23 protein-coding genes are annotated in these 25,498 nt (G+C 72.7%); 8 read left to right on the forward strand and 15 right to left on the reverse strand.

Going from position 1 to position 25,498, the window contains the following annotated elements:
* Positions 1–35 precede the first annotated feature (35 nt).
* Positions 36–704 (reverse strand): response regulator, encoded by a 669-nt coding sequence (locus ACQSSQ_RS12210; RefSeq protein ID WP_431327351.1) that lies wholly within the window; start codon positions 702–704, stop codon positions 36–38.
* Entirely contained in the window at positions 701–2,017 is a 1,317-nt protein-coding gene (locus tag ACQSSQ_RS12215) for an ATP-binding protein (protein WP_431327352.1), read from the reverse strand. The genes ACQSSQ_RS12210 and ACQSSQ_RS12215 overlap by 4 nt, the downstream gene beginning before the upstream one ends.
* 142 nt (positions 2,018–2,159) lie before the next feature.
* Here ACQSSQ_RS12215 and ACQSSQ_RS12220 point away from each other — a divergent pair, with 142 nt between their 5' ends.
* The 3 genes from ACQSSQ_RS12220 to ACQSSQ_RS12230 are packed head-to-tail and all read left to right on the forward strand — an operon-like array spanning position 2,160 to position 4,254.
* On the forward strand, positions 2,160–3,608 hold the full coding sequence (locus tag ACQSSQ_RS12220; protein WP_431327353.1) for a PspC domain-containing protein: 1,449 nt from the start codon (positions 2,160–2,162) through the stop codon (positions 3,606–3,608).
* Positions 3,605–4,063: a hypothetical protein gene (locus ACQSSQ_RS12225; RefSeq protein ID WP_431327354.1), complete on the forward strand. Its 459-nt coding sequence runs from the start codon at positions 3,605–3,607 to the stop codon at positions 4,061–4,063. Before ACQSSQ_RS12220 ends, ACQSSQ_RS12225 begins: the two co-directional genes overlap by 4 nt.
* Positions 4,060–4,254, forward strand: coding sequence for a PspC domain-containing protein (locus tag ACQSSQ_RS12230; protein ID WP_431327355.1), 195 nt, complete (start codon positions 4,060–4,062; stop codon positions 4,252–4,254). The genes ACQSSQ_RS12225 and ACQSSQ_RS12230 overlap by 4 nt, the downstream gene beginning before the upstream one ends.
* Positions 4,255–4,385: 131 nt before the next feature.
* Here ACQSSQ_RS12230 and ACQSSQ_RS12235 read toward each other — a convergent pair whose 3' ends face one another.
* Genes ACQSSQ_RS12235 through ACQSSQ_RS12250 form a run of 4 tightly spaced genes read right to left on the reverse strand, consistent with a single transcriptional unit; the run spans position 4,386 to position 8,749 of the window.
* Entirely contained in the window at positions 4,386–4,826 is a 441-nt protein-coding gene (locus ACQSSQ_RS12235) for an Lrp/AsnC family transcriptional regulator (RefSeq protein WP_431327356.1), read from the reverse strand.
* A 39-nt stretch (positions 4,827–4,865) separates the two neighbouring features.
* Positions 4,866–5,252, reverse strand: a complete 387-nt coding sequence (locus ACQSSQ_RS12240) for a nuclear transport factor 2 family protein (protein ID WP_431327357.1) — start codon at positions 5,250–5,252, stop codon at positions 4,866–4,868.
* A 34-nt stretch (positions 5,253–5,286) separates the two neighbouring features.
* A complete protein-coding gene (locus tag ACQSSQ_RS12245; RefSeq protein ID WP_431327358.1) occupies positions 5,287–7,032 on the reverse strand; it encodes an ABC transporter ATP-binding protein in 1,746 nt (581 codons plus the stop codon).
* Positions 7,025–8,749 carry an ABC transporter ATP-binding protein gene (locus ACQSSQ_RS12250; protein WP_431327359.1) on the reverse strand — a complete coding sequence of 575 codons (1,725 nt, stop codon included), beginning with the start codon at positions 8,747–8,749 and terminating at the stop codon, positions 7,025–7,027. The genes ACQSSQ_RS12245 and ACQSSQ_RS12250 overlap by 8 nt, the downstream gene beginning before the upstream one ends.
* A 171-nt stretch (positions 8,750–8,920) precedes the next feature.
* Here ACQSSQ_RS12250 and nhaA point away from each other — a divergent pair, with 171 nt between their 5' ends.
* From nhaA to ACQSSQ_RS12270, 4 genes are all read left to right on the forward strand, one after another.
* The gene (gene nhaA / locus ACQSSQ_RS12255; protein ID WP_431327360.1) at positions 8,921–10,243 is read left to right on the forward strand and encodes a Na+/H+ antiporter NhaA; all 1,323 of its coding nucleotides are present in this window, start codon (positions 8,921–8,923) and stop codon (positions 10,241–10,243) included.
* A gap of 32 nt (positions 10,244–10,275) precedes the next feature.
* Positions 10,276–11,385 (forward strand): GNAT family N-acetyltransferase, encoded by a 1,110-nt coding sequence (locus tag ACQSSQ_RS12260; RefSeq protein ID WP_431327361.1) that lies wholly within the window; start codon positions 10,276–10,278, stop codon positions 11,383–11,385.
* Between the two features lie 111 nt (positions 11,386–11,496).
* Positions 11,497–11,850, forward strand: coding sequence for a YciI family protein (locus ACQSSQ_RS12265; RefSeq protein WP_431327362.1), 354 nt, complete (start codon positions 11,497–11,499; stop codon positions 11,848–11,850).
* 21 nt (positions 11,851–11,871) lie between these two features.
* The gene (locus tag ACQSSQ_RS12270; protein ID WP_431327363.1) at positions 11,872–13,107 is read left to right on the forward strand and encodes an RNA polymerase sigma factor; all 1,236 of its coding nucleotides are present in this window, start codon (positions 11,872–11,874) and stop codon (positions 13,105–13,107) included.
* A 4-nt stretch (positions 13,108–13,111) separates the two neighbouring features.
* Here ACQSSQ_RS12270 and ACQSSQ_RS12275 read toward each other — a convergent pair whose 3' ends face one another.
* Together ACQSSQ_RS12275 and guaA are read right to left on the reverse strand one after the other, a co-directional pair.
* Positions 13,112–13,630, reverse strand: coding sequence for a DinB family protein (locus ACQSSQ_RS12275; RefSeq protein ID WP_431327364.1), 519 nt, complete (start codon positions 13,628–13,630; stop codon positions 13,112–13,114).
* A gap of 2 nt (positions 13,631–13,632) precedes the next feature.
* Positions 13,633–15,189 (reverse strand): glutamine-hydrolyzing GMP synthase, encoded by a 1,557-nt coding sequence (gene guaA, locus ACQSSQ_RS12280; protein ID WP_431327996.1) that lies wholly within the window; start codon positions 15,187–15,189, stop codon positions 13,633–13,635.
* A 235-nt stretch (positions 15,190–15,424) separates the two neighbouring features.
* Between guaA and ACQSSQ_RS12285 the strand changes: the two genes are divergently transcribed.
* A complete protein-coding gene (locus tag ACQSSQ_RS12285) occupies positions 15,425–15,718 on the forward strand; it encodes a GIY-YIG nuclease family protein (RefSeq protein WP_431327365.1) in 294 nt (97 codons plus the stop codon).
* Between the two features lie 252 nt (positions 15,719–15,970).
* On the opposite strand, the gene ACQSSQ_RS12290 is transcribed toward ACQSSQ_RS12285, so the two are convergent.
* The 7 genes from ACQSSQ_RS12290 to ACQSSQ_RS12320 form a co-directional block, all read right to left on the reverse strand.
* Entirely contained in the window at positions 15,971–17,692 is a 1,722-nt protein-coding gene (locus ACQSSQ_RS12290) for a GMC family oxidoreductase N-terminal domain-containing protein (RefSeq protein WP_431327366.1), read from the reverse strand.
* Between the two features lies 1 nt (position 17,693).
* On the reverse strand, positions 17,694–19,310 hold the full coding sequence (locus tag ACQSSQ_RS12295) for a succinic semialdehyde dehydrogenase (RefSeq protein WP_431327367.1): 1,617 nt from the start codon (positions 19,308–19,310) through the stop codon (positions 17,694–17,696).
* 98 nt (positions 19,311–19,408) lie between these two features.
* Positions 19,409–21,118, reverse strand: a complete 1,710-nt coding sequence (locus ACQSSQ_RS12300; protein ID WP_431327368.1) for a helicase HerA-like domain-containing protein — start codon at positions 21,116–21,118, stop codon at positions 19,409–19,411.
* A 69-nt stretch (positions 21,119–21,187) separates the two neighbouring features.
* The gene (locus ACQSSQ_RS12305; protein ID WP_431327369.1) at positions 21,188–22,291 is read right to left on the reverse strand and encodes a GuaB3 family IMP dehydrogenase-related protein; all 1,104 of its coding nucleotides are present in this window, start codon (positions 22,289–22,291) and stop codon (positions 21,188–21,190) included.
* A gap of 42 nt (positions 22,292–22,333) precedes the next feature.
* Entirely contained in the window at positions 22,334–23,851 is a 1,518-nt protein-coding gene (guaB, locus tag ACQSSQ_RS12310) for an IMP dehydrogenase (RefSeq protein ID WP_431327370.1), read from the reverse strand.
* A gap of 144 nt (positions 23,852–23,995) precedes the next feature.
* A complete protein-coding gene (locus tag ACQSSQ_RS12315) occupies positions 23,996–24,859 on the reverse strand; it encodes a hypothetical protein (protein ID WP_431327371.1) in 864 nt (287 codons plus the stop codon).
* Complete coding sequence (locus ACQSSQ_RS12320) at positions 24,856–25,455, reverse strand: sigma-70 family RNA polymerase sigma factor (protein ID WP_431327372.1); 600 nt, start codon at positions 25,453–25,455, stop codon at positions 24,856–24,858. The genes ACQSSQ_RS12315 and ACQSSQ_RS12320 overlap by 4 nt, the downstream gene beginning before the upstream one ends.
* Positions 25,456–25,498 lie beyond the last annotated feature (43 nt).

Consider the following 25,498-nt stretch of genomic DNA (forward strand, 5'->3'; position numbering starts at 1 on the left):
ACCGCGCACCGGTGACACCGGCGACCGGTCGGGACTCAGATCAGGCGGCGGTCGCTCGCCCAGCGGGTCAGCTCGTGGCGGCTCGACAGCTGCAGCTTGCGCAGCACGGAGGACACGTGGGTCTCGACGGTCTTCACCGAGATGAAGAGCTCCTTCGCGACCTCCTTGTAGGCGTAGCCGCGGGCGATCAGGCGCATCACCTCGCGCTCGCGCTCGGTGAGCCGGTCAAGGTCGGAGTCGACCTGCGCGACCTCGATCGTCCCCGCGAACGCGTCGAGCACGAACCCGGCCAGCCGCGGCGAGAAGACCGCGTCGCCGCCGGCGACCCGCCGGATCGCGTCGACCAGCTCGTCGCCGGTGATGTTCTTGGTGACGTAGCCGCGGGCGCCGGCACGGATCACGCCGATCACGTCCTCGGCCGCGTCGCTCACCGACAGCGCGAGGAACTTCGTGTCGGGGTAGCGGGTCGCGACGCGCCGCAGCACCTCGGCCCCGCCGCCGCCGGGCAGGTGCACGTCGAGCAGCACGACGTCGGGACGGTACGCCTCCACCGCGCGCACCGCCTCGTCGACGTCGCCCGCCTCCGCGACCACCCGCACCGTGCTGCCGAGCTCGGCGCGCACGCCGGTCCTGAACATCGCGTGGTCGTCGACCAGCAGGACGGCGAGGTCCCTCGAACCACCGGTGGGCGTCGGTGTGCTCACGCGTCTCCTCCTCCGTCGGCGCCTCGCGGCGCATCGTCTCGTCCGCCGTTCGGCGCACCCTCGCGGCCGCCGTTCGGCTGCTTGTCCCGTACGAGCGACAGCGCGAGGCGCACCTCGGTGCCGTCACCCGGTGCCGAGCGTACGTCGGCCGTCCCGCCGTGCCGCTCCATCCGCTGCACCAACGAGCGCCGGATGCCGAGCCGGTCCTCGGGGATGTCCGACGGGTCGAAGCCGGCACCACGGTCGCGCACGAACACCTCCGCCGCCGCACCGCCGACCTCGACGTACACGTCGATGCGGTCGGCGCCGGAGTGCTTGGCCGCGTTCGTCATCGCCTCCCGCGCCGCGGCCCGCAGCGCGTCGACGTCCGGATCCGGGTCGACGTCGCCGACGCCGACCACCTCGATCGGGATCCGGTAGGTGGTCTCGATCTCCGCGGCGTCGGCCACGAGCCCGGTCCGCAGGGTCGTCCCGTCGTCGGCGGGCTCGCCGTACAGCCAGTCGCGGAGCTCCCGCTCCTGCCGACGGGCGAGCGTCGCGACCTGGGCGGGGTCGTGGGCGTTCTTCTGGAGCAGGGCGAGGGTCTGGAGGACGGAGTCGTGGAGGTGGGCCGCGACGTCGGCGCGCTCCTGCGACCGGACGCGTTCGCGGCGCTCGGCGGCCAGGTCGCTGGCCAGGCGCACGATCCAGGGGCCGAGCAGCAGTCCCGCGCCCGCGAGGGCCACGACGATCGCGCCGAGGAGCTGGGCGGCCGACTCGATGCCGCCGCCGAGCTGTGCGACGAAGACGCCGTACGCGATGAGCACGAGCAGCGTGCCGGCCGCCATCCGCAGGACGGCCTGCCAGCCCGACGTCACCCGCACCCAGCGCTGCAGCGAGCTGTCGTCGGCCTGGCGCCAGATCAGCGCGAACCCGGCGATCGCGAGGACCGCGGGGAACAGGAGGTTGGACACCGTGTCGCTGCCGACGACGAACCAGACGACGCCGATCCCGAGGACGACGAGCGCGGCGGTCTGCAGCGTGCTGCGGTTGGAGGCCGGACCGCTGTCCTCCTCGTCGCCGGTGCGCAGACCGCGGCGGGTGGCGCTGGCCAGGCCCGGTGACGCCTCCGCGCTGCCGAGCGGGACGAAGATCCAGAACGCGACGTACGCGAGGACGCCGGCCAGCTGGAACAGCGTGCCCACGACGAACGCGAGGCGCACCCACAGCACCGGCACGCCGAGGTGGTCGGCGAGCCCCTGGGCCACGCCACCGAGGACCCGCGGGCTCGGGGAGCGGTAGAGCCGCCGCACGGGCGTCGCACTGATGGTCACGACACCGATCGTCACACGCGGCACGGGCTCCGGACCAGCCGGATCGACCCCGGACCGACCCTGGTGAGGCACCCTGACGGCCCGGTACGGATCAGGGGTCTCACCCATACTCCGAGGAGAGGACGCGCAGCAGGATGGAGCCATGGACGACACGACCACACCGCTCGGCGGTCCCGCCGCCGCAGGACCGGGCCCCTCGGCCGGGTCCGGGGCCGGCGCAGGAGCCGACGCGGGCGCGGGACCCGCAGCGGCGCCGCAGGACGGCCCCCGCTCGCCGAACGCCGGCACGCTGACCGACATCCGCCGGACCGAGGACGGACGGATGGTCGCCGGCGTCTGCGCGGGCATCGGCCGTTACCTCGGCATCGACCCCGTCATCCCCCGCATCCTCTTCGCCGTCCTCACGCTCGTGGGGTTCGGCGGCGTCCTCGCCTACGTCGCGGCATGGATCCTGCTGCCCGACGAGCAGACCGGTGAGAGCTACCTCAAGCGCTGGCTCGGCCTCGGTGACAACGAGCCGCAGATCCGCCTGGTCGGCCTCGGCGCCGCCGCCCTGGTCGCTGTGACCTGGACCTGGGGCTGGGGATGGCCGGTCGGCCCGATCTGGATCGCCGCCGTGGTCGTGATCGCCTGGGTCGCCTACCGCGAGCACCAGGAGCGCAAGCGTCGCCGCAGCTTCGGCAACCCCCCGCCGTACGGACCGGCGCAGCCGCCCTACGGACCCGCGCAGCCGCCGTACGCGCAGGGCGTCCCGCCGTACGGCCCGGGGACGCCGCCGCCGGCACCGCGTCAGCCCGCCGTCCCGTACGCGTCCGCGACGTCCGCCTCGTACGCGCCGGCCCCGTCCGCGCCCGCTCCGTACGCTCCCCCGCCGTGGGCCCCGGCACCGACCGCGCCCGCCGCACCCCGGTCGTACGGGCCGACGCCTCCGACGCCTCCCGCCCCTCCGGGGCCGCCCGTGCCGCCGAGCCCCCCGCCGGTGAAGCCGCAGAAGCGCCCGAACCCGCGCCACGACCGCGGCACCCTGACCGTCATCACGCTGTCGCTGGTGCTGATCGTCACCGGGGTCACGCTCGTCGCGACCCAGGGTGAGCTCGCGCCGTCGGTGTACGTCGCGACCGCCCTCGGCACGCTCGCCGTCGGCATGCTGGTCGGCACCGTCTTCGGCAACGCCCGCCCGCTGATCGTGCCGGCGATCCTCGCCGTCGTCCTCCTGGCCTTCACGACCGCCTTCCCCCAGTGGGACGCCGGACGCGTCGAGGCCCGGCCGGGCGAGGCGGCCGCGCTGCGCGACGACTACGAGGTCGGCTTCGGCGAGGTCGTCGTCGACCTGCGCGAGATCTCCGACCCCGCCGCTCTCGACGGGCGACGCCTCGACCTGGAGGCGGGGATCGGGACGGTGCGCGTGTACGTCCCCGACACCCTCGACATCGATCTCGACGCCTCCGTCGGCGCGGGCTCGATCTCGGCCCTCGGCTTCCAGCGCGGCGGTCTGCAGACCTCGCTCGAGGTCGCCGAGCACACCGCCCGCCCCGACCTGATCCTGGACATCGACGTGACCGTCGGTGACGTGGAGGTGATCCGCTCGTGAAGCGCCATCCGCTCGACGCCCTGACCCTGGTCGCGCTGACCTTCGTGCTGGTCGCGGGGGCCCTGTGGGGCATGTGGTACGCCGGCTGGGAGCCTGTCTCCCTCGCGATCGCCGCACCGCTCCTGCTCGTGCTCCTCGGTACGGTCGGCCTCGTCGCGACGCTGATCGCCGCACGACAGGCCGGTCGCCGTCAGCGCGAGCAGCGCACCGCGGTCGCCCCGCCGGCGACGACGCCGACCGGCGCGACGGCACCCCGTACGGAGCCGGACCCCGAGCCGGACCTCGAGCCGGACCCCGAGCCTGGGACGGACGACAGCACGACCGACGACAGCACCACCGACGTCAGCGACCGCGAGACGTCCGACGCGCCCACCGACCCCGTCGACACCCCGACGGACACACTCACCCTGGAGGACCTCACCCGGCCCTCCGACGACCGAGAGGACCCACGATGACCCGCTCCAAGAAGCTCGTCCGCACCACCGACGACAAGTGGATCGCGGGGGTGTGCGGCGGCCTCGCCCGCTACCTGGGCGTCGACCCGACGGTGGTCCGGCTGGCCTTCGTCGTCCTCACGGTCCTGGGGCTGGGGTCGATGGTCCTGGTCTACCTCGTCGCCTGGCTCCTGATGCCCACCGACATCTGACCGGCTCCCGTTTGCGGTGCTCGCACCGCAGATGCCGGGATCCCACCGCACCTGTGCGGTGGGATCCCGTTGCTTTCGGTGGGAGCACCGCAAACGGGGACGCGCAGGCAGTCCGCGGTCGGCGGCGAGGCTCAGCGCGAGCGCGGGCGCTCGAACAGCCGGGACATCACGATCGCGCTGCGGGTGCGCTCGACCTTCGCGTGCTCGCGCATCCGCTCGACCACCTGCTCGATCTCGGTCATGCTCGTCGCCATCACGTGGACGATCGCGTCGGCGTTGCCCGCCACCGTCCAGGCCCCGACGATCTGCGGGATCGCCGCGAGGTTGCGCTTGAGCTCGGCGACGGAGACGTTGCCGTCGTAGTAGATCTCGACGTACGCCTCGGTCGTCCAGCCGAGCGCCGCGGGATCGGTCAGCGCCGTGAACCCGGTGATCTGCCCTCGCGCCCGCATCTGGTCGACCCGGCGCTTCACCGCGGGCGCCGACAGTCCGACACCGGAGCCGATCTCGGCGTACGTCGCCCGTCCGTCGCGCATCAGGTGCCCGATGATCTGGCGGTCGACATCGTCCATCGGGTCCTCCTCACGGCATCGGCACGGTGTGCAGCCAGCCTAGGGTGCGTCGTCGCCGAGCTGGTACGGCGCGCGCCAGGCGGGAGCCTCGTCGAGCGCGGGGCCCGACCAGTACTCCCGGCCCTCGACGACGCGCCCGTCGCGCACGGTCCAGAACCCCGTCGCGACGAACACGCCGTCGACACCCTCCTGCGTCACCTCGACGTCGGACGCCACGCGCTCGCCGCTCCCGACGACCTCGCGGACCCGGATCGACCACCCCTCGGGATAGGCCGCGTTCATCGCGACGAACGACGCCCCGCTGAACCGCTCACCCGTCCGCGGCCACTCGATGACCGCGTCGGGCGCGACGAGGGCGGCGGCGCCGTCCCAGTCGCGTGACTCCATCCGCTCCTCGAGAGCACGCACGACCTCCGTTGCCTCCATGGGTCCACCATGGCGTGCGGCACCGACAGTCCTGTCAGCTCTGCCAGGACTTCCACAGCGCCGCGTACGAACCACCGCGCGCGACCAGCTCGTCGTGGCTCCCGAGCTCGCTGATCTCACCGTCCTCCACCACCGCGACGCGGTCGGCGTCGTGCGCGGTGTAGAGGCGGTGCGCGATCGCGACCACGGTCCGCCCCTCGAGCACCGCGCTCAGCGACCGCTCGAGAGCGCGCGCGGCGCGCGGGTCGATGAGCGACGTCGCCTCGTCGAGCACGAGGGTGTGGGGATCGGTCAGCACCACCCGCGCGAGCGCGAGGTGCTGGGCCTGTGCGTCGGTGAGCCGGTGGCCGCCGGAGCCGACCATCGTGTCGAGCCCGTGCGGCAGGTGCTCGACCCACTCGCGCGCGTCGACCGCGTCCAGCGCCGCCCACAGGCGGTCGTCCGCAGCGGTGCCGGGCTCCTCCAGCGCGAGCTGGAGGTTGTCGCGGACCGTCCCGACGAACACGTGGTGCTCCTGGGTCAGCAGCGCGACCCGTCGTCGCAGGTCGTCCAGCTCGAGCTCGGTCACCCCGACGCCGCCGACCGTGACCGCACCTTCGGTCGGGCCCTGGATGCCCGCGATCAGGCGTCCGATCGTCGACTTGCCGGCACCCGACGGCCCGACGACGGCGAGCCGCTCCCCGGCCGCCAGCTCCAGGTCCACGCCGTGCAGCACCTCGCGTCCCTCGACGTAGGAGAAGCGCACGTCGTCGAGCTCGATCTCCTCGCCCTGGGGCGTACGGCCCGTCGGCGTCCGGTCGTCGGGGACCTCGGCCACGCCGAGCAGCCGCGCGAGCGAGGTCGCACCGACCTGGAGGGTGTCCATCCAGTTGAGGATGCGGTCCACCGGGTCGATGAGGAACCGGATGTAGAGCACGGCCGCCGTCAGCTCCGCGAGCGTGATCGAGCCCTGCGACAGCAGCCAGCCGCCGAAGACCAGCGTCGCGACGACCGGCACGAGGTAGCCCATCTCGACGGCCGGGAAGAACACCGTGCGGAGGTTGCGCGTGTAGGACTCGGCTGCGTACGACTCCGCGATGTCGGCGTCGATGCGCTCGCGGCGCTGCGAGCCGAGGCCCAGGGCCTCGACGGTGCGCGCACCCTCGACGGTCTCGGCGAGCGTCGCGTTGATCCGCGAGTACGAGGCGTGCTCGCGGATGTAGCCGTCGCGGGCGCGCTTGAGGTACCAGCGGGTCGCAGCCCACAGCACGGGCACGCCGAGCACGAGCGGCACGGCGACCCAGCCGCCGACCAGCAGCGCGGCGACGACGGTGCACACCGCGGTCACGAGCGCGACCACGGTCTCGGGGACCGCGAAGCGGACCGACCATCCGAGCGTGTCGACGTCGCGCGAGGTCCGGGTGAGCAGGTCGCCCGTGCCCGCGCTCTCGACGACACCGATCGGCAGCGTCAGCGCCTCGTCGACGAAGTCCTCCCGCAGCCGCGCGAGGACCGTCTCGCCGAAGACCGACGACCGCAGACGGGCCCACCGCGTCAGCACCGTCTGGACGAGCAGGCAGCCCGCGACGAACAGCGCGATGCGGTCGATGGTGCCGTAGCCGCCACCGTCGGTCGCCGCCTCGACGAGGTCGCCGATCAGCCACGGGACGACGAGTCCCGCTCCGGCCGCCGCACCGTGCAGCACGACGATCACGAGCAGGTCGCGGCGGTGGTCGCGCGCGACCTGACGCAGGTAGGAGCGGAAGAGGCTGCTGCCGGCGATGGGCAGGGCGTCACGCAACGTCCTCTCCCTCCTCTCGGGTCACGACCTGGCGGTAGGCACGGTCGGTGGTCATCAGGTGGTGGTGCTCGCCCTTCGCGACGGCACGGCCGCCGGCGACGAAGACGACCTCGTCGGCGACGTCCAGGACGAGCGGGCTGCTCGAGACGACGACGGTCGTCCGCCCCGCGCGGTGGCGGCGCAGCCGGCCGGCGATCCGCGCCTCGGTGTGGGAGTCGACCGCCGAGGTCGGCTCGACGAGGACGAGGACGTCGGCGTCGGTCAGCAGAGCGCGAGCGAGCACGACACGCTGGCGCTGCCCGCCCGACAACGAGCGACCGCGCTCGGCCAGCTCGGAGTCGAGGCCGTCGGCCAGCGTCTCGAGGACGTCGTCGGCGGACGCCGTCGTCACCGCCGCCGCGACCTCGTCGTCGGTGGTCGCACGGCGGACGTCGAGCGCGTCGCGCAGCCGCCCGCTGAACAGGGCCGAGCCGGTGTCGTTGACCACGATCCTGCGGCGCAGCTCGTCGCGGGCGACCGCCCCCAGCGGCACGTCGCCGTACGTCACGTCGTCGACGTCGCCACCGGGCTCGAGGTAGCCGCCGAGCCGGTCCGCCAGCGCCACCGCGTCGCGCGGGTCGTCGCTGACGATCGCGGTGAGCACGCCCTTGCGCGCGACGAAGCCGGTGCGTGCGTCGACCAGGTCGCCGTCGGGCGGGCTGATCGGGTCTGCAGGGTCGGTGACGCTCGGGACGATGCCGAGGATCCGGATCACGTGCCGGGCGGAGACGTTGCCGCGGATGAGCTTGTTGGCGGCCTCGGTGAACGTCCGCAGCGGCAGCATGAGGAACGTCGCGTAGCCGTAGAACGCCACCAGGTCGCCCGCGGTGATCTGGCCCGACGCGGCGAAGCGAGCACCCAGCCACACGACGAGCACGACGAACGCGCCCGGCAGCAGGACCTGCAGCGCGTCCAGCACGGACTGCACCCGCGCCACCTGGACACCGGCCCGGCGCACGTCCTGCGAGGCAGCACGGTAGCGGCGGTCGAACATCGCCTCGCCGCCGATCCCGCGCAGCACCCGCAGGCCGGCCACGATGTCGCTGGCGAGCGTGTTGAGCTCGCCCTGGAGCGCACGCGCGTGCTGGTTGCGGCGGTTGAGGTGACGCAGGAGCGGGCCGGTGGCGAGCATCAGGACTGGGACGCCGATGAGCACCACGAGACCGAGCGTCGGCGACGAGCGCAGCAGGATGACCGCGACGACGAGGTAGGCGACGATCGAGCCGACGAAGCGGCCCATCACGTCGACCGAGTTGCCGATGTTGGCGATGTCCGTCGCCCCGACGGAGACGACCTCGCCGTGTGCGACGCGGCGGTTGAGCTCGGATCCGAGCCGGCCGGAGTGGGTGCTGACCAGCTGCACGGTGCGGTAGGCGGCGTCGAGCCACATCTGCACGGACAGGCGGTGGCGGACGATGCCGGAGGCGGCCTGGATCGCGCCGACGAGGAGCAGAAGGGCGGACCAGAGCAGCAGGCCTCGGCCGAAGCCGTCGTCGACCACCGCGTCGATCGCCGCACCGATGACGGCGGGCACGGTCGCCTGGGCCACCATCCAGGTGATCCCGAACCCGATCGCGCCCACCAGGGTCCATCCCTGGACGCGAAGGATCCACGCCATGTAGCGCACCGACGACCGAAGGTCTGGGGTGCCGGGATCGGCCAGCGGGAGGTTCTTCACAACGGTCAAGCGTAAGGACCCGCTCAGACGACCCGCGACCGAATATCTCCCGTCCGGACGGTGCTGTGACGTGGGTCTCCCCGGCGTTGTGGGAGCACCGTCGGTAGACTCGCCCACGGTGTGCCGGGAAGTCTGGTCGGCGTCATTCTCGACGACCCCTGGAGGAGCACCGTGCCGCAGAACACCGTCCTCGGCAGAGGCTCGTGGTCCGAGACCTCGCGCATCGCCGCCCTGCTGCGTCAAGAGACGGTCGGCGGCTTCCTGCTCATCGGCGCGGCCGCGCTCGCGATCGTCCTCGCCAACTCGCCGCTTGGCGCGGAGTACGCGACGTTGCGCGACTTCGAGGTCGGCCCCGAGGCACTGCACCTGCACCTCTCGATCGGCGCCTGGGCCGCCGACGGGCTGCTCGCGATCTTCTTCTTCGTCGCGGGCCTCGAGCTCAAGCGCGAGCTGGTCGCGGGCGACCTGCGCGACCCGCGCCGGGCGGCGATCCCGATGGTCGCCGCGGTCGGCGGCATGGTGGTCCCGGCACTGATCTTCGTCGCCGTCAACCTCGGCACCGGTGACGGGGCCCTGCGCGGGTGGGCGATCCCGACGGCGACGGACATCGCCTTCGCCCTCGCCGTCCTGGCGGTCCTCGGCTCGTTCCTCCCGACCGCGCTGCGGACCTTCCTCCTGACGCTCGCGATCGTCGACGACCTCCTCGCGATCATCGTCATCGCGTTCTTCTACACCGACCACCTCGCGATCGGCTGGCTCGCCGCCGCGGTGGTCCCGATCGCGCTCTTCGCGGTGCTCGTCCAGCGCCGCGTCCGCTCCGCCTGGATCCTGCTCCCGCTCGCGTTCCTCGCCTGGGCGTTCGTGCACGCGTCGGGTGTCCACGCCACCATCGCCGGTGTCGTCCTCGGGTTCACCGTCCCGGTGCTGCGCAGCGAGGCCGCCGGCGGTCCCGACGCCGGCCCGGGTCTCGCCGAGCACTTCGAGCACGTCTGGCGCCCGATCTCCGCGGGGATCGCGGTGCCCGTCTTCGCGTTCTTCGCCGCCGGGGTCGACGTCGGTGGCCTCAGCGGGCTCCTCCAGGCCAACCGCAGCACCATCACGTACGGCATCCTGCTCGGCCTCGTCGTCGGGAAGACGGTCGGCATCTTCGGGGCGACGTGGCTCATGGCGCGGTTCACCCGGGCGCGCCTGGACCCCGACCTCGCCTGGATCGACGTGGTGGGCGTCGGCATGCTGGGCGGGATCGGCTTCACCGTCTCCCTGCTGATCGGCGACCTCGCGTACGGGCTCGAGTCGACGCGCGACGCGTACGTCAAGATCGGGGTCCTCGAGGGGTCGGTCCTCTCCGCCCTCCTCGCGGCGGTGCTGCTGCGCCTGCGCAACCGGCGCTACCGTCTGGTGCACGAGGCGGAGAGCGTCGACGCCGACCACGACGGCATCCCCGACGTGTACCAGCGGCCCGAGGACCGCGAGCGCCCGGCGAATCCCGATTGACCTCCTCGCCGGCCGCGGCGAGACTCGCGGCCATGCCACCTCATCTCGAACGCGTCCCGGTCCCCTCGCGCGCGACGGCGCCGGACTCTCCCGACCTGTGGGCCCTGCGCGGGTCTGTCCGGGTCCGCGAGGCGATCGAGCGCGAGATCCGTGGCCACGCCGACCTGACCCCTGATCTCGCGCTGACGACGGAGATGATGGTCGACCGCGTGTACCGACCGCTCGACCGGTGGGTCGCCGTCCTCGACGACTCACGGACCCCCGAGTCCGTCGTCGGGCACGCCTCGGTCCGCCTCCCCCAGGTCGGGGACACCGACGTGGCGATCGTCGACGTCGGCGTCGATCCCCGGTGGCGAGGACGCGGGATCGGGACGCTGCTCGCCGAGCAGGCCGACGCGTACGTGCGCGAGGCCGGGCGTCGCATCCTCCAGGCGGACACGTCCTACCCTCAGGCTCCCCGCCCCGGCGAGGACGCCTTGACGCCGTCGACCGGCGTCGGCGCCGTGCCTCTGGATGCGTCGAGCCGGTTCGCCCGACGGTTCGGGTTCACCCTGGAGCAGGTCGAGCAGCAGACGACGCTCGCGCTCCCGGTCGATCCCGAGCTCCTCTCGCGCCTCGCGCACGAGGCTGCGGACGCGGCGGGCGACACCTACCGGACCCACGTGTGGGTGGACGACATCCCGACCGGGTGGGAGGAGCAGTACGCCGTCCTGATGACGCGGATGTCGACGGCCGTCCCCACCGGCGGGATGGACCACGGGGAGGACCTCTGGGACGTCGCCCGCCTGCGGGACGCGGCCGCGCGGCGGAGGGCGAGCGGCCGGGTGGCTGTCATCGCGGTCGTCGAGCACCGCCCGTCCGGCAGCCTGGCCGGCTACTCGGTCGCCGAGTTCACCGACGCGCGACCGGAGGCGGCCATGCAGGCGGACACGCTCGTGCTGTCCGAGCACCGCGGCCACCGCCTCGGCATGCTCGTCAAGACCGCTCTGCTGCGGACGCTCGCGACCGTACGCCCGCAGGCCCGCCGCATCCACACCTGGAACGCGGCCGAGAACGCCCCGATGCTCGCGATCAACACCGCGCTCGGCTTCCGCACCGCGAGCGTGTCCGCGCAGTGGCAGCTGCGTCGTACGGAGGGGTAGCCCGCTGGAGCACGAGTCACGAACGCCTGGCGCGCCGTGTCGATCTCGGGACATGCTGTTCGTTACCTGGGTGAAGGCCCCGACCGGCGGGGCCGACCGAAGGAGAGTCCGATGAGCGAGCGCTACCTCTTCATCCTGTTCGACGACGAGGCCACCTGGGTCGATGCTCCGCCGGAGGAGTGGGACCGCCTGATGGCCGCCCACGACCGGTTCTCGAAGGCGGTCGCGGCCGCGGGCGCCGTCGACCACGGCGGTGAGGCCCTCCAGCCGACCACGACCGCGACCACCGTCCGCAACGGGCCGGAGCCGGTGGTCACCGACGGACCGTTCGTCGAGTCCAAGGAGGCGTTCGGCGGCTACTACGTCATCGAGTGCGACGGTCTCGACGCCGCGCTGGCGCTGGCCAAGCAGTGCCCGAGCGCGGTCGTCGAGGTGCGGCCGATCCTCGAGATCGGCGGGGAGTGACCGTCGACGTCGCCTGAGCCGATGCCCGTGACGGTCGACGACGCCGTCGCCGCGCTGCACCGGGAGCACTGGGGCCGCGTGGTGGCGGCGACCGTCCGTACGGCCGGCGACATCGACACCGCCCAGGACTGCGCGCAGCACGCGTTCGAGCGTGCGCTCGGGTCGTGGGGCGACGGGGTGCCTCCGAACCCGGTGGCATGGCTGGTCCGGACGGCGCGCAACCACGCGCTCGACCTGCACCGCAGGGCCGGGTCGTTGCGCGAGCGGATGCCGGATCTCGCCCAGCGGGAGGAGAGCCGGCACGCCGAGGACGCGGCCGCCCGGTGGAACGACGACCTGCTGCGCCTGGTGTTCACCTGCTGCCACCCTGCGCTGTCGGAGCCCGACCGGGTCCTGCTCACGCTCCGCGTCGTCTGCGGCATCCCGACACCGACCGCTGCGGGTCTGCTCCTGCTCCGTCCGTCGACCGCGGCGGCCCGCATCACCCGGGCGAAGCACAAGATCACCGCCGCGGGGATCCGGTACGCGGTCCCGGCCGCGGACGACCTCCCTGCGCGTCTCGGCACCGTCCTGGAGGTGGTGCACCTCGTCGCGACCGCAGCCCACGAACGGCCGCGCGATCCCGAGACCGACGCGCTCGAGGAGGCGTCGCGGTCCCTCGCGGCGAGCCTCGCGGAGATCTTCCCCGACGAGCCGGAGGTCCTGGGGCTCCTGGGGCTCGTGCTGTTCACACAGGCGCGTACGCGGGCCCGCCGCGCCGCGGACGTCGTCCTGCTCGACGGACAGGACCGCGGCTCGTGGGACCTGCGGCTGACGGCGGGCGGACGCGAGGCGACCAGCCGTGCCCTCGAGCGGGCGCTCGCCCGCGACGGGAGGGCGGGCCGGTACGCCCTGCAGGCCGCGATCGCCGGCGTGCACGCGGAGTCCGCCAGCGTGGAGACGACCGACTGGCCGGCGCTGCTGCGGCTCTACGACCGGCTCGTCGAGGAGTGGCCGACCCCCGTCGTACGGCTCAACCGCGCGGTCGCGGTGTCGTACGTCGAAGGTCCCGACGCTGCGCTGGTGGCGCTGGAGCCCGTGCTGGACGAGCCGAGCCTGCGCGAGTACGCCTACCTCCCCGCCGTACGGGCGCGGCTGCTCGCCGACGTCGGACGGCGCGACGAGGCGGCGGACGCGTACCGGCGCGCGATCGCCGTCGCTGGCGACGACGCGCAGCGGCGGTTCCTCAAGGGCCGGCTCGACGCGCTCGGCGGGTGACCGGCTACGCGCCGACGTCGTGCAGGTGGTGCGCCGCGTCGTGGAGGAAGTAGCGCCCGAAGGTCGCCACGGTGAACGACGCACCGTCGCTGCGCCGCCCCGTACGCTCCCACTGGTCGCCGGAGACCGCGTCGAACGCGGCCGCCACCAGCGCCGCCTCGCGGGTGAGCTCCTCCGCGACGACGGCAGGGTCCTGCTCGCCGTAGCGCTCGGCCTCCGCGGTCGCGTCCTGGTCCCAGTTCGGGTAGAGCGGGTCGTCCTCGTCCAGCATCAGGCCGAGGCGGTAGCGGTAGAGGGCGAAAACGTCGCGGACGTGGCACGCGTACTCCAGCGGCGACCACGTGCTGTCGTCGGGACGGTCACGGACGTCCGTGCGCGCGAGCACCGCGGGCCACGGGGCGGCGTACTCGCGGACCCGCGCGCCGATCTCGGCGACGTCGACCGCGGCCGGGTCGTACCCGCACTCCGGGCACACCTCCCGCGCCGTCCAGGTCCAGTCCTTGCTGTCAGGGACGATCGGCATCGTCACTCCCACTCGATCGTGCCGGGCGGCTTGCTGGTGATGTCGACGACGACACGGTTGACCTCGCGCACCTCGTTGGTGATGCGGGTCGAGATGCGCTCGAGGAGCTCGTACGGGAGGCGGCTCCAGTCGGCCGTCATGGCGTCCTCGCTGCTGACCGGACGCAGCACGACCGGGTGGCCGTAGGTGCGACCGTCGCCCTGGACCCCGACCGACCGCACGTCGGCGAGCAGCACGACCGGGAACTGCCAGACGTCGCGGTCGAGACCGGCCGCGGTCAGCTCCTCGCGGGCGATCGCGTCGGCCTCGCGGACGATCTCGAGGCGCTCGAAGTCGACCGCGCCGACGATGCGGATCGCCAGCCCCGGTCCGGGGAACGGGTGGCGCCACACCATCGCCGCCGGGAGTCCGAGCTGCTCGCCGACCTGGCGGACCTCGTCCTTGAAGAGCGTGCGCAGCGGCTCGATCAGGCTGAACTCGAGGTCCTCGGGGAGTCCGCCCACGTTGTGGTGGCTCTTGATGTTGGCCGCGCCCTCGCCGCCGCCGGACTCGACCACGTCCGGGTAGAGCGTGCCCTGGACGAGGAACTTGACCGGTGCTCCGGGCGTCTCCAGGATCTCGCGCTCGGCCGCCTCGAAGGTGCGGATGAACTCGCGCCCGATGATCTTGCGCTTCTCCTCCGGGTCGGTGACGCCCGCGAGGTGGCCGAGGAACTGCTCGCTGGCGTCGACGACCTTGAGGTTGACGTCGGTGGCAGCCACGTAGTCGCGGACCACCTGGTCGCGCTCCCCCTTGCGCAGCAGCCCGTGGTCGACGAAGACGCACGTGAGCTGGTCGCCGATCGCGCGCTGCACGAGCGCGGCCGCGACGGAGGAGTCGACACCGCCGGACAGGGCGCAGATCACGCGGGCGTCGCCCACGGTCTCGCGGATCCGGTCGACCTGCTCGTCGACGATGTTGACCATCGTCCAGGTCTGACGGCAGCCGGCGATCTCGACGAGGAACCGCTCGAGGACCTGCTGGCCGTGCTCGCTGTGCAGGACCTCGGGGTGCCACTGGACCCCGGCCAGCCCGCGCTCGACGTCCTCGAACGCGGCGACCGTGGCACGCGGCGAGGAGGCGGTGACGGAGAATCCCTCGGGCGCGATCGTGACCTCGTCGCCGTGCGACATCCAGGCCCGCAGGCTGTCCGGGAGCCCGGCCAGGAGCACGCCGTGCTCGCCGACCGCGACGTCCGTACGGCCGTACTCGCGCTGACCGGTGTTGGCGACCGTGCCGCCGAGGACCTGGGCCATCGCCTGGAACCCGTAGCAGATGCCGAAGACCGGGGTCTGCTGCGCGAACAGCGCCGGGTCGAGCCGCGGCGCCCCGTCCTCGTACACCGACGAGGGGCCGCCCGACAGGATCACGGCCTTCGGGTTCTTCGCGAGCATCTCCTCGACCGGCATCGTGTGCGGCACGATCTCGGAGTAGACCTTGGCCTCGCGGACGCGGCGGGCGATGAGCTGCGCGTACTGCGCTCCGAAGTCGACGACGAGGACCAGGTCGTGGTCAGGAATCTCGGTCACGCCCCGATCCTATCGAGCCGCCGTCGCCGCCCCGAGACCCGCAGCAGATGGTCGAGTAGCCCGCAGCAGGTGGTCGAGTAGCCCGGAGCGCTAGCGGAGGCGTATCGAGACCCCGAGCAGGTGGTCGAGTAGCCCGGAGCGCCAGCGGAGGCGTATCGAGACCCGGCACCCCGCGCCCTGTGGACAGCCGCGGCGGCTGTCGTACCCGAGACGCCACACTCTCGGCATGGCTTGGATGTACATCCTCGAGTGCGCCGACGGGAGCTACTACGTCGGGAGCACCCGCGACATCGACCGTCGGCTCAAGCAGCACAGCGACGGCGAGGGTGCGGCCTACACGAGGCGACGATTGCCCGTCGCGTTGGTGTACGCCGCGGAGTTCGAGAGTGTCGACGAGGCGTTCTGGTGGGAGAAGCGCGTGCAGCGATGGTCGCGGGCCAAGCGTGAAGCCCTGATCCGCGGTGACTACGCCGCGCTTCCGGCGCTCGCAAAGAAGGACTGGTCGCGCAGGAAGGCGTGAGGCCCGGTCGCCCTCCGGGTCTCGATTCGCCCTCCGGGTCTCGATACGCCCTCCGGGTCTCGATACGCCCTCCGGGTCTCGATACGCCCTCCGGGTCTCGATACGCCCTCCGCTAGCGCTCCGGGCTACTCGACCATCTGCTGTGGGTCTCGATACGCCCTCCGCTAGCGCTCCGGGCTACTCGACCACCTGCTGCGGGCTACTCGACCACCGGCTTCGGGCTACTCGACCACCTGGTGTGGGCTCCGGGGGTCAGCTGACGCCGACGATCGGGAGGCGCAGGGCGGCGGGGGCGTCGGCGGGCACGACGGGGTTCTTCGGTGCCACCGCGGGGAGGCGCGCGTACGCCTCCCCCGTCGCCGGCCGCGTGTCCTCCTCGCCCTTGTTGGGCCAGAACGCCATCGCCCGCTCCGCCTGGGCGGTGATCGTCAGCGACGGGTTGACCCCGAGGTTCGCCGAGATCGCCGCACCGTCGACGACGTGGAGACCGTCGTGGCCGTAGAGCCGGTGGTACGGGTCGATCACGCCGGTGCTCGGCGAGTCGCCGATCGCGCACCCGCCGATGAAGTGGGCGGTGAGCGGGATGTTGAACGGCTCGCCGATCGTGCCTCCGGGCCAGCCGTCGACCTTCTCGGCCGTCCGCCGCACGGCCTCGTTGGCCTTCGGGATCCACGACGGGTTGGGCTCGCCCTGGCCCTGCTCCGAGGTCAGCCGCAGGCGTCCGGTCAGCCGGCTGCGCTTCATCGACGTCGTGATCGAGTTGTCCACCGACTGCATGACGAGCAGGATGATGACCCGCTCTGACCAGTGCTTGAGGTCGTACAGCTCACGCACGTTGCCCTTCTGCGCCCACAGCTCCTTGAGCCACGACTGCCAGCGCGGCCGGGGCCCGTCCCCGTCGGTGAGCACGGTCTGGAGCAGCGACATCGCGTTGGAGCCCTTGCCGTAGCGGACCGGCTCGATGTGCGTGACCTCGTCGGGGTGGAACGACGACGTGATCGCGACGCCCTTCGAGTAGTCGACGTCGCGGTTGCCGGCGATCGCGCCGAGCAGCGACTCGGAGTTGGTGCGGGTGAGGACGCCGAGGCGGGACGAGATCCGCGGGAGGACCCCGCGGGTGCGCATCCGGTGCAGCAGCTTCTGCGTGCCGAGCGACCCTGCCGCGAACACGACCTGGTCGGCGGTGAAGCGCCGCGCGACCTTGCGCCGACGATCCGTACGCCGGGTGTCGACGACGTAGCCGCCGCCCGGCAGCGGGCTGACGGACGTGACGGTGGTCAGCTCGTGGACGCGCGCACCCGCCTGCTCGGCGAGGTAGAGGTAGTTCTTGACCAAGGTGTTCTTGGCGTTGTGGCGGCAGCCCGTCATGCACTCGCCGCAGTCGGTGCACCCGGCACGCTCGGGCCCCGCGCCCCCGAAGAACGGGTCGGCGACCGTCTCCCCCGGGCCGCCGAAGAAGACCCCGACAGGCGTGGGGTGGAACGTGTCGCCGACGCCCATGTCCTCGGCGACCTCGCGCATCACCTCGTCGGCGGGCGAGACCGTCGGGTACGTGGTCACGCCCAGCATCCGCTTGGCCTGGTCGTAGTACGGCGCGAGCTCCGCCTTCCAGTCGGTGATGTGGCCCCACGCCCGGTCGCGGTAGAACGGCTCGAGCGGCTCGTAGAGGGTGTTGGCGTACACCAGCGACCCACCGCCGACCCCGGCGCCGGACAGGATCATGACGTCCTTGAGGACGTTGATCCGCTGGATGCCGTAGCAGCCGGCCTCGGGCGCGAACAGGTAGCGCTTGAGGTCCCACGAGTTCTTCGCGAAGTCCTCGTCACGGAAGCGCGCGCCGGCCTCGAGCACGCCGACCCGGTAGCCCTTCTCGGTCAGTCGGAGCGCGGTCACGCTGCCCCCAAACCCGGAGCCGATGACCAGGACGTCGTAGTGGGTGGGCGCCGTGCGGGGCGGCGCGGTGCTGCTCGCCATGTCAGGCCCTGCCGCTCTTCTTGAGGACGCGCAGCGCCGCGGTGACTGCCTTCTGGTACGCCGCGTCGCTCACGAACCGTGGTGCGGTCAACGGCAGCAGCCGCTGGTTGGCGACCGACTGGGTCTCGGTGTAGCGGAGGATGCCCTCGGCACCGTGGCGGCGTCCGGTGCCCGACTCGCGCATCCCGCCCATGGGTGCGTCGATCGTCCCGAAGGTCGCGGCGAAGCCCTCGTTGATGTTGACCGTGCCGGCCTTGATGTGGCGGGCGATCTCCCGGCCACGGGCGACGTCACGGGTGTAGACGGCGGCGTTGAGGCCGTACGACCCGGCGTTGGCGCGGTCGATCGCCTCGCTCTCGCTGCCGAACCGGTAGAGCGACACGACCGGCCCGAAGGTCTCCTCCGCGAAGCACTCCATCGTGGGGCTGACGCCCTCGAGCAGGGTGGGCTCGAAGAAGTACGGCCCCACGTCGGGCCGCGGGCTGCCGCCCGTGAGCACCTTCGCCCCCTTGGCGACGGCGTCGGCCACGTGGGCCGTCACGGTGTCGAGCTGGCGCTGCGACACGAGCGACCCCATGTCACCGTCGTACGCCAGGGACGCCGACAGCCGCATGCGCTCGACGCGCTTGACGAGCTTGCTGACGAAGCGGTCGTAGATCGCGTCCGCGACGAACAGCCGCTCGACCGACACGCAGAGCTGCCCGGCCGACGAGAAGCAGGCACGGACCGCCCCCTCGACGGCACGGTCCACGTTGGCGTCGGCGAGGACCAGCATCGGGTTCTTGCCACCGAGCTCCAGCGAGCAGGAGACGAGCCGTTCGGCGGCCTGCGCCGCGACCCGGCGGCCCGTGGCGGTGGAGCCCGTGAAGCAGACGTAGTCCGCACGGTCGATGATCGCGCCGCCGATGAGCGGCCCCGGACCGTTCACGAGCTGCCAGAGGCTCGCGGGGAAGCCCACCTCGCGGAACAGGTCGATCGCGGCCAGCGCCGACAGCGGCGTCTGGGCGTCGGGCTTGTGGACCACCGCGTTGCCGGCGGCGATCGCGGGGAGGCCGTCGGAGATCGCCAGCGTGAGCGGGTAGTTCCACGGGGAGATGATGCCGACGACGCCCTTGGGCACGCGGTTGATGCGCGCCTGGGTGAGCAGCGGGTAGACGCCCGGGACGCGACGCGTCTTGAGGCGCTTCTCGAGCGTCCGCCCGTAGTAGCGGGCGGTCAGGGCGACGTGGAGGACCTCGTCGAAGGCGTGCGCGCGCGCCTTGCCGGACTCCCACTGGACGAGGTCCATCAGGTCGTCGGCGTGGTCCAGCACGGCGTCGTGGAGGTCGAGCAGGAGCGCCGAGCGGTGCGACAGCTCGGTGCGCGCCCACATCTTCTGAGCGGTGCGGGCGGCGGCGAACGCGTCGTCGACGTCCCCGGTGTCGGAGAGCGGGAGCGTGGCGATCGGCTGCCCGGTGAAGGGCGCGTACGTCGTCTCGGTCTCGCCCGAGGTCGCCCGCAGTGCCGCGGTCAGCCGGCGGACGAGTGCGGGGTCGACGGCGAAGGAGGCCGACGGGTCGTGCTCGGGGTCGGCAGGAAGGGCACCGTGCGACGGAGCGCTGGAGTCGCGGCGTGACATGCCGTCACTGTAGAGGGGGTGTGACGCGATTGCTACCCTGCGGTAACGAATACGCCACAGCGGATGGCACGTTCACGACGTCGTACGGGCGGCGGCGCTCAGCGCTTGCCGAAGATCCGTTTGGCGACCTCGCGCGCGAACGTCCTGCTCGCCTCCCCCACCGCCCGGTCGAGGGGCGACATCCGGGTCGAGCGCGAACTGCTCCGCCGACGGCTCCTGGGCTTCGGCGCCTCGTCCCACCCCTCGGGATACATCTCCCCCGGCTGACCTCGGCGCGACTCCTTCGGCGGCGCCTCGGCAGTCGCCGCGGCCGTCTCCGCGGCACGCTCCGCCTCCCGCTGCGCGAGCACGCTCGCGGCGCCGCCGTCGGGGGCGGTCGCGGTCCCGTACGTGGCCTGGAGCGCCGATCCAGCGACCGCGGCCTGCATCGACTCGGCTGGCATCGGCTCCATCGACCCCTGGGGCGCGCGCACGCGGGTCCACGCGACGGGCGACGGCGCGCCCTTCTCGTCCATCACCGTCACGATCGCCTCGCCGGTCGCGAGCTGCGTCAGCACCTCGGCGAGGTCGTACGAGGAGGTCGGGTACGTCGTGACGGTCGCCTTCAGCGCCTTCGCGTCGGCCGGCGTGTGCGCGCGCAGCTGGTGCTGGACCCTCGAGCCGAGCTGCGCGAGGACGTCCCCCGGCACGTCCTTCGGGGTCTGCGTCACGAAGAACACGCCGACACCGCGGGAGCGGATGAGCCGTACGGTCTGGACGACCGTGTCCAGGAAGTCGTCCGAGGCGTCCTTGAACAGCAGGTGCGCCTCGTCGAAGAAGAAGACGAGCTTGGGCTTTTCGGTGTCCCCGACCTCCGGCAGCGCCGAGAAGAGCCGGGTGAGGAGATGCATCAGGAAGGTCGAGAACAGCTCCGGCTTGTCGGCGACCCCGGGGACCTCCAGGAGCGAGACGACGCCCGTGCCGTCGTCGGCGGTGCGCAGGAAGTCGTCGACCGCGAACGACGGCTGCCCGAAGAAGCTGTCCGCTCCCGCGTCGGCGAACGCGATGAGCTCGCGCAGGATGACGCCGGCCGTGGCCTTCGAGAGCCCGCCGAGCTCCGCAAGGTCCGCCTTGCCCTCGGCGCTGGTGAGGTGCTGGACGACCGCGCGCAGGTCCTCGAGGGTCACCAGCCTCAGCTCGTGCTTGCGCGCGTAGTGGAAGACCAGCCCGAGGGACGACTCCTGGGTCTCGTTGAGGCCGAGCACCTTCGCGAGCAGCGTCGGACCGAACTCCTCGACCGTCGCACGGACCGGCACGCCGACCCCCACCCCGCCGAGGCTGAAGAACTCGGTACGGCTGCCGGTCGGCACCCAGTCCTGGCCGATGCTGGCGCAGCGCGCGGTCAGCGCCTCGCTCGCGGTCCCGGGAACGGCGATGCCCGAGAGGTCGCCCTTGATGTCCGCGGCGAAGACGGGGACGCCCTGCGCCGCGATCTGCTCGGCGAGCACCTGAAGGGTCTTCGTCTTGCCCGTGCCGGTCGCGCCGGCGACGAGGCCGTGGCGGTTGAGCATGGCGAGCGGGATGCGGACCTGGGCCTCGGGACGCGCCTGCCCGCCGTCGACCAGGGCGCCGATCTGGAGCGCGGGGCCCGCGAACGCGTACGCCTCGGCGACCGTGGTCACGAGAGCGCTCGCGGGTACGTCGGTGGTCGCGGCCGCCGCGAGCTCGTCGGCCTTGCGACGGGCCTCGTCCGCACGCGCCTGCGCCTCGGCAGCGGCCTTCTCGGCTTCCTCCGCTGCCTTGCGGGCGTCCTCCGCCTCGTCGGTCATGCGCCCATCCAACCGCCGACACGACGGCCTGTCACGCCGAGTCCGCCGAGCACCGCCCGGAGGCGACGGCTACTGGACGACGACCTCGACGCGCTGGAACTCCTTGAGCTCGGTGTAGCCCGTGGTCGCCATCGCGCGGCGCAGCGCACCGACGAGGTTCATCGTGCCGTCAGGGACCGTCGAAGGCCCGAACAGCACCGACTCGAACGAGCCGACGGTCCCGAGGTCGATCCGCTGACCGCGAGGGAGGTCGGAGTGCCACGCCTCGGCGCCCCAGTGGAAGCCGCGCCCTGGCGCCTCCTCGGCGCGGGCGAACGGTGACCCGACCATCACGGCGTCCGCCCCGCAGGCGATCGCCTTGGCGAGGTCGCCGCTGCGGCCGACCGAGCCGTCGGCGATGACGTGGACGTAGCGGCCGCCGGACTCGTCGAGGTAGTCGCGACGCGCCGCCGCGACGTCGGCGACCGCACTGGCCATCGGGACGGCGACGCCGAGGACCTGGCGCGTGGTGTGCGCCGCGCCTCCGCCGAACCCGACCAGGACGCCCGCCGCGCCGGTCCGCATGAGGTGGAGCGCCGCCTGGTGGGTCGCGCAGCCGCCGACGATTACCGGGACGTCGAGCTCGTAGATGAACTCCTTGAGGTTCAGCGGCTCGGTCTGCCCGGAGACGTGCTCGGCGGACACCGTGGTGCCGCGGATGACGAAGAGGTCGACCCCGGAGTCGACGACGGTCTGCGCGAACTGCTTGGTGCGCTGCGGCGACAGCGCACCCGCGACCGTCACCCCGGCGTCGCGGATCTGCTTGAGCCGCTCGTGGATGAGCTCGGCCTTGACGGGCTCGTCGTAGATCTTCTGCAGGCGGATCGTCGCCTCGCGCGGCTCGAGCCCGGCCACCTCCTCGAGGAGCGGGAGCGGGTCCTCGTAGCGCGTCCACAGGCCCTCGAGGTCGATGACGCCGAGGCCGCCGAGCTTGCCGAGCATGATGGCGGTCTCCGGCGACATCACCGAGTCCATCGGTGCCGCGACCACAGGGATCTCGAACCGGTAGGCGTCGATCTGCCAGGCGGTCGAGACCTCCTCCGGATCCCGGGTCCGGCGGCTGGGAACGATCGCGATGTCGTCGAACGCGTACGCCCTGCGGCCGCGCTTGGCGGCGCCGATCTCGATGTCCATGCCCCGAAGTCTAGTGAGCGCGCGCGGACACCGACGACGGCGTCACAGCCGGGCGTAGTTGGGGGCCTCGACCGTCATCTGGATGTCGTGGGGGTGGCTCTCCTTGAGACCCGCCGACGTGATGCGGACGAACTGGCCGCGCTCCTGCAGCTCCGGGACCGTGTGGGCACCGACGTAGAACATCGACTGGTGCAGACCGCCGACGAGCTGGCGGACGACGGCGCCGAGCTGGCCGCGGTACGCGACCTGGCCCTCGATGCCCTCCGGCACCAGCTGGTCGTCGCTGGTGACGTCGGCCTGGAAGTAGCGGTCCTTCGAGTAGGACTTCTTGCCGCGCGAGGACATCGCGCCCAGCGACCCCATGCCGCGGTAGCTCTTGTACTGCTTGCCGTTGACGAAGATGAGCTCGCCCGGGCTCTCCTCGGTGCCGGCCAGGAGCGACCCGACCATCACCGTGTCGGCGCCGGCGACGAGAGCCTTGGCGATGTCGCCGGAGTACTGGAGGCCGCCGTCGCCGATCAGCGGGACGCCCGCGGGCTTGGTCGCGCGCGACGCCTCGTAGATCGCGGTGACCTGCGGGACACCCACGCCCGCCACCACGCGGGTGGTGCAGATCGAGCCGGGCCCGACGCCGACCTTGACGGCGTCCACGCCGGCGTCCACGAGCGCCTTGGCACCGGCGTACGTCGCGACGTTGCCGCCGATGATCTGGACGTGGGAGGTCGACGGGTCGGCCTTGAGCCGCGCGATCATCTCCAGCAGCGCGCGCGCGTGCCCGTGCGCGGTGTCGACGACGAGCACGTCGACCCCGGCCTCGATCAGCGAGGTGGCCCGGTCCCACGCGTCGCCGAAGAAGCCGACCGCGGCGCCGACGAGCAGCCGACCCTGGGCGTCCTTGCTGGCGTCGGGGAACTGCTCGGACTTCACGAAGTCCTTGACCGTGATGAGCCCGCGGAGGTGGCCGGTCTCGTCGACGAGCGGGAGGCGCTCCTTCTTGTGGGCGCGCAGCAGCTCGGCGGCCTCCTCACGGTCGATGCCGACCGGGCCGGTGATCAGCGGCATCGGCGTCATGACCTCGCCGACCGTCTTCTGGGACCACTCGGCGAGGGGGACGAAGCGCAGGTCGCGGTTGGTCACGATGCCGAGGAGCTTGTCGTCGGAGTCGACGACCGGGAGCCCGGAGACGCGGTACTGGCCGCAGATCTCGTCGAGCTCCTCCAGGGTCGCCTTCGGCGTGATCGTGATCGGGTTGGAGATGACACCGGTCTGGGTGCGCTTGACCAGGTCGACCTGGTAGGCCTGGTCCTCGACCGAGAGGTTGCGGTGGAGGATGCCGATGCCGCCCTCGCGCGCCATGGCGATCGCCATGCGCGCCTCGGTCACGGTGTCCATCGCCGCCGAGATCAGCGGGACCCGCAGCGAGATGCCGCGGCTCAGACGCGAGGTGGTGTCGACCTCGCTCGGGATGACGTCGGTCTCGCCCGGGAGCAGGAGGACGTCGTCGTACGTGAGACCCAGAGGTGCGAACTTCTCCGGCACACCCGCAGCGTTGAGATCCATGACGTCCTTCCCTCGTGCACCCGACGTCCCCATCCTAACGAGGACCCCTGTGGACCGTTCCAACGCCGGACGGGCGCTTCTGCTTCCACCCGCGGGATGCGGCGGCGGTCACGTCGGGCGCGGCGGGGCGCGGGAGCGTACGCCTCAGTTGACGACGTACCAGGGGCGCCACACCCGGTGGTCCCGGGAGTGGTCGTCGTCGTGGCGGTCCCAGCCGCGGTCGCGGTCGGAGTCGCGGTCGTCGGAGCGCCCGCGATCGTCGTGGTCGTGGTCGTCACCGGGGTCGCTCGGGCGCGGGTGGTCGGGCACCGGCGACGTCGGAGCCGGGCCCCGCGGGCCGGGGGCCGGCGTGGGGTCGGTCCTGGGCGCGGGGCTCGGTGACGCCGGCGGCTGGTCCTCGGTGCCGGGGGCGTCCGACCGGTCACGGCTGGACTTCGGCGGGGTCGAGGTCGCCAGGTCCTCGTCCCGGGTCGAGGTCAGGGCCTCGGCGCCGGCGCGTCCCCCGTGCAGGGCCCGCGGGACGTCCGACGGGGTCGGTGCGGTGGACGGCGTGCCGGGGCCGGACGCCCTCGGGGTCGCGACGCCCTCGCCGAAGCCGACCGCGCGGGCCACGACGTAGGTGAACGGGGCGACGGGGTTGCCTGCGACGGCCTGGCCGACCCCCATCGCCAGCAGGACGGCGGCGCCGAGGGCGATCGATCCCAGGCGCCGGGTGCGCACGCCGGCCCTGCCCGCACGGTGCCGACGGGCACCGGCCGCCGACGCGGACCGCGTCGCGCGTTCCTCGGCACGGTGCGGGAGCGTACGGCCGCCGGCTGCGAGCGGCTCGACGGCCGTCGGGGCAGGCCCGGCGCCGACCAGGTCGTCGTGAGCCGCCGAGGGCTCGCTGTCGGCCACGTCGGTGCGCCAGGCGGCGAGCCCGGCGAAGACCGGGTCGTCGGCGACGCGCCCGGCGAGCAGCTCGTCGATCAGGTGGTCGTCCTCGGCGACGGGGTCGTGGCGGGTCATGCCGGCACCTCCCCCAGCGTCACCTGGCGGTTGCGGTGCAGCTCGCGGAGCCGCTGGAGCGCCCGGTGCTGGGCGATGCGCACAGCGCCGGGCGTCATGCCCATCGTGGTGCCGACCTCGTGCGCGGTCAGGCCCATCGCGACCCGGAGCACGAGCACCTCGCGCAGCCGCTCGGGGAGTGCGTCGAGCAGGGCGAGGACGTCCTGCGACTCCAGGCGCCCGAGCACCTCGCTCTCGGCCGAGGCGGCGGCCTCTCCGGACTCGGGGACGACGTCGACCAGGATGTGGCGCGACCGGTACGCGCTGCGCTGCGCGTCGGCCACCTTGCGGCTGCCGATCGCGTACACGAAGGCCTCGAAGGGCAACCCCTGGTGCCGGAACGTCGGGAGCGCCTGGAAGACGGCGATGCAGATCTCCTGCGCCACGTCGTCGGCGAGCTGGGCGCCGTCGCGGTAGCCGCCGAGACGGGCGCGGCAGTAGCGGTGCGACACCGTGCGGACGTCGCGCATCAGGGCATCCATGACCGCGTCGTCGCCGAGGGCGCGCAGCGCGAGCTCGGCGAGGTCCGGCTCACCGGTCGGATGGCGGGGAAGCATCCTGGATCCTTCGGGGGTCAGCAGCATCGAGGACGGCGGCACG

Source organism: Mumia spirodelae (assembly GCF_050632745.1).
Lineage (GTDB): Bacteria > Actinomycetota > Actinomycetes > Propionibacteriales > Nocardioidaceae > Mumia.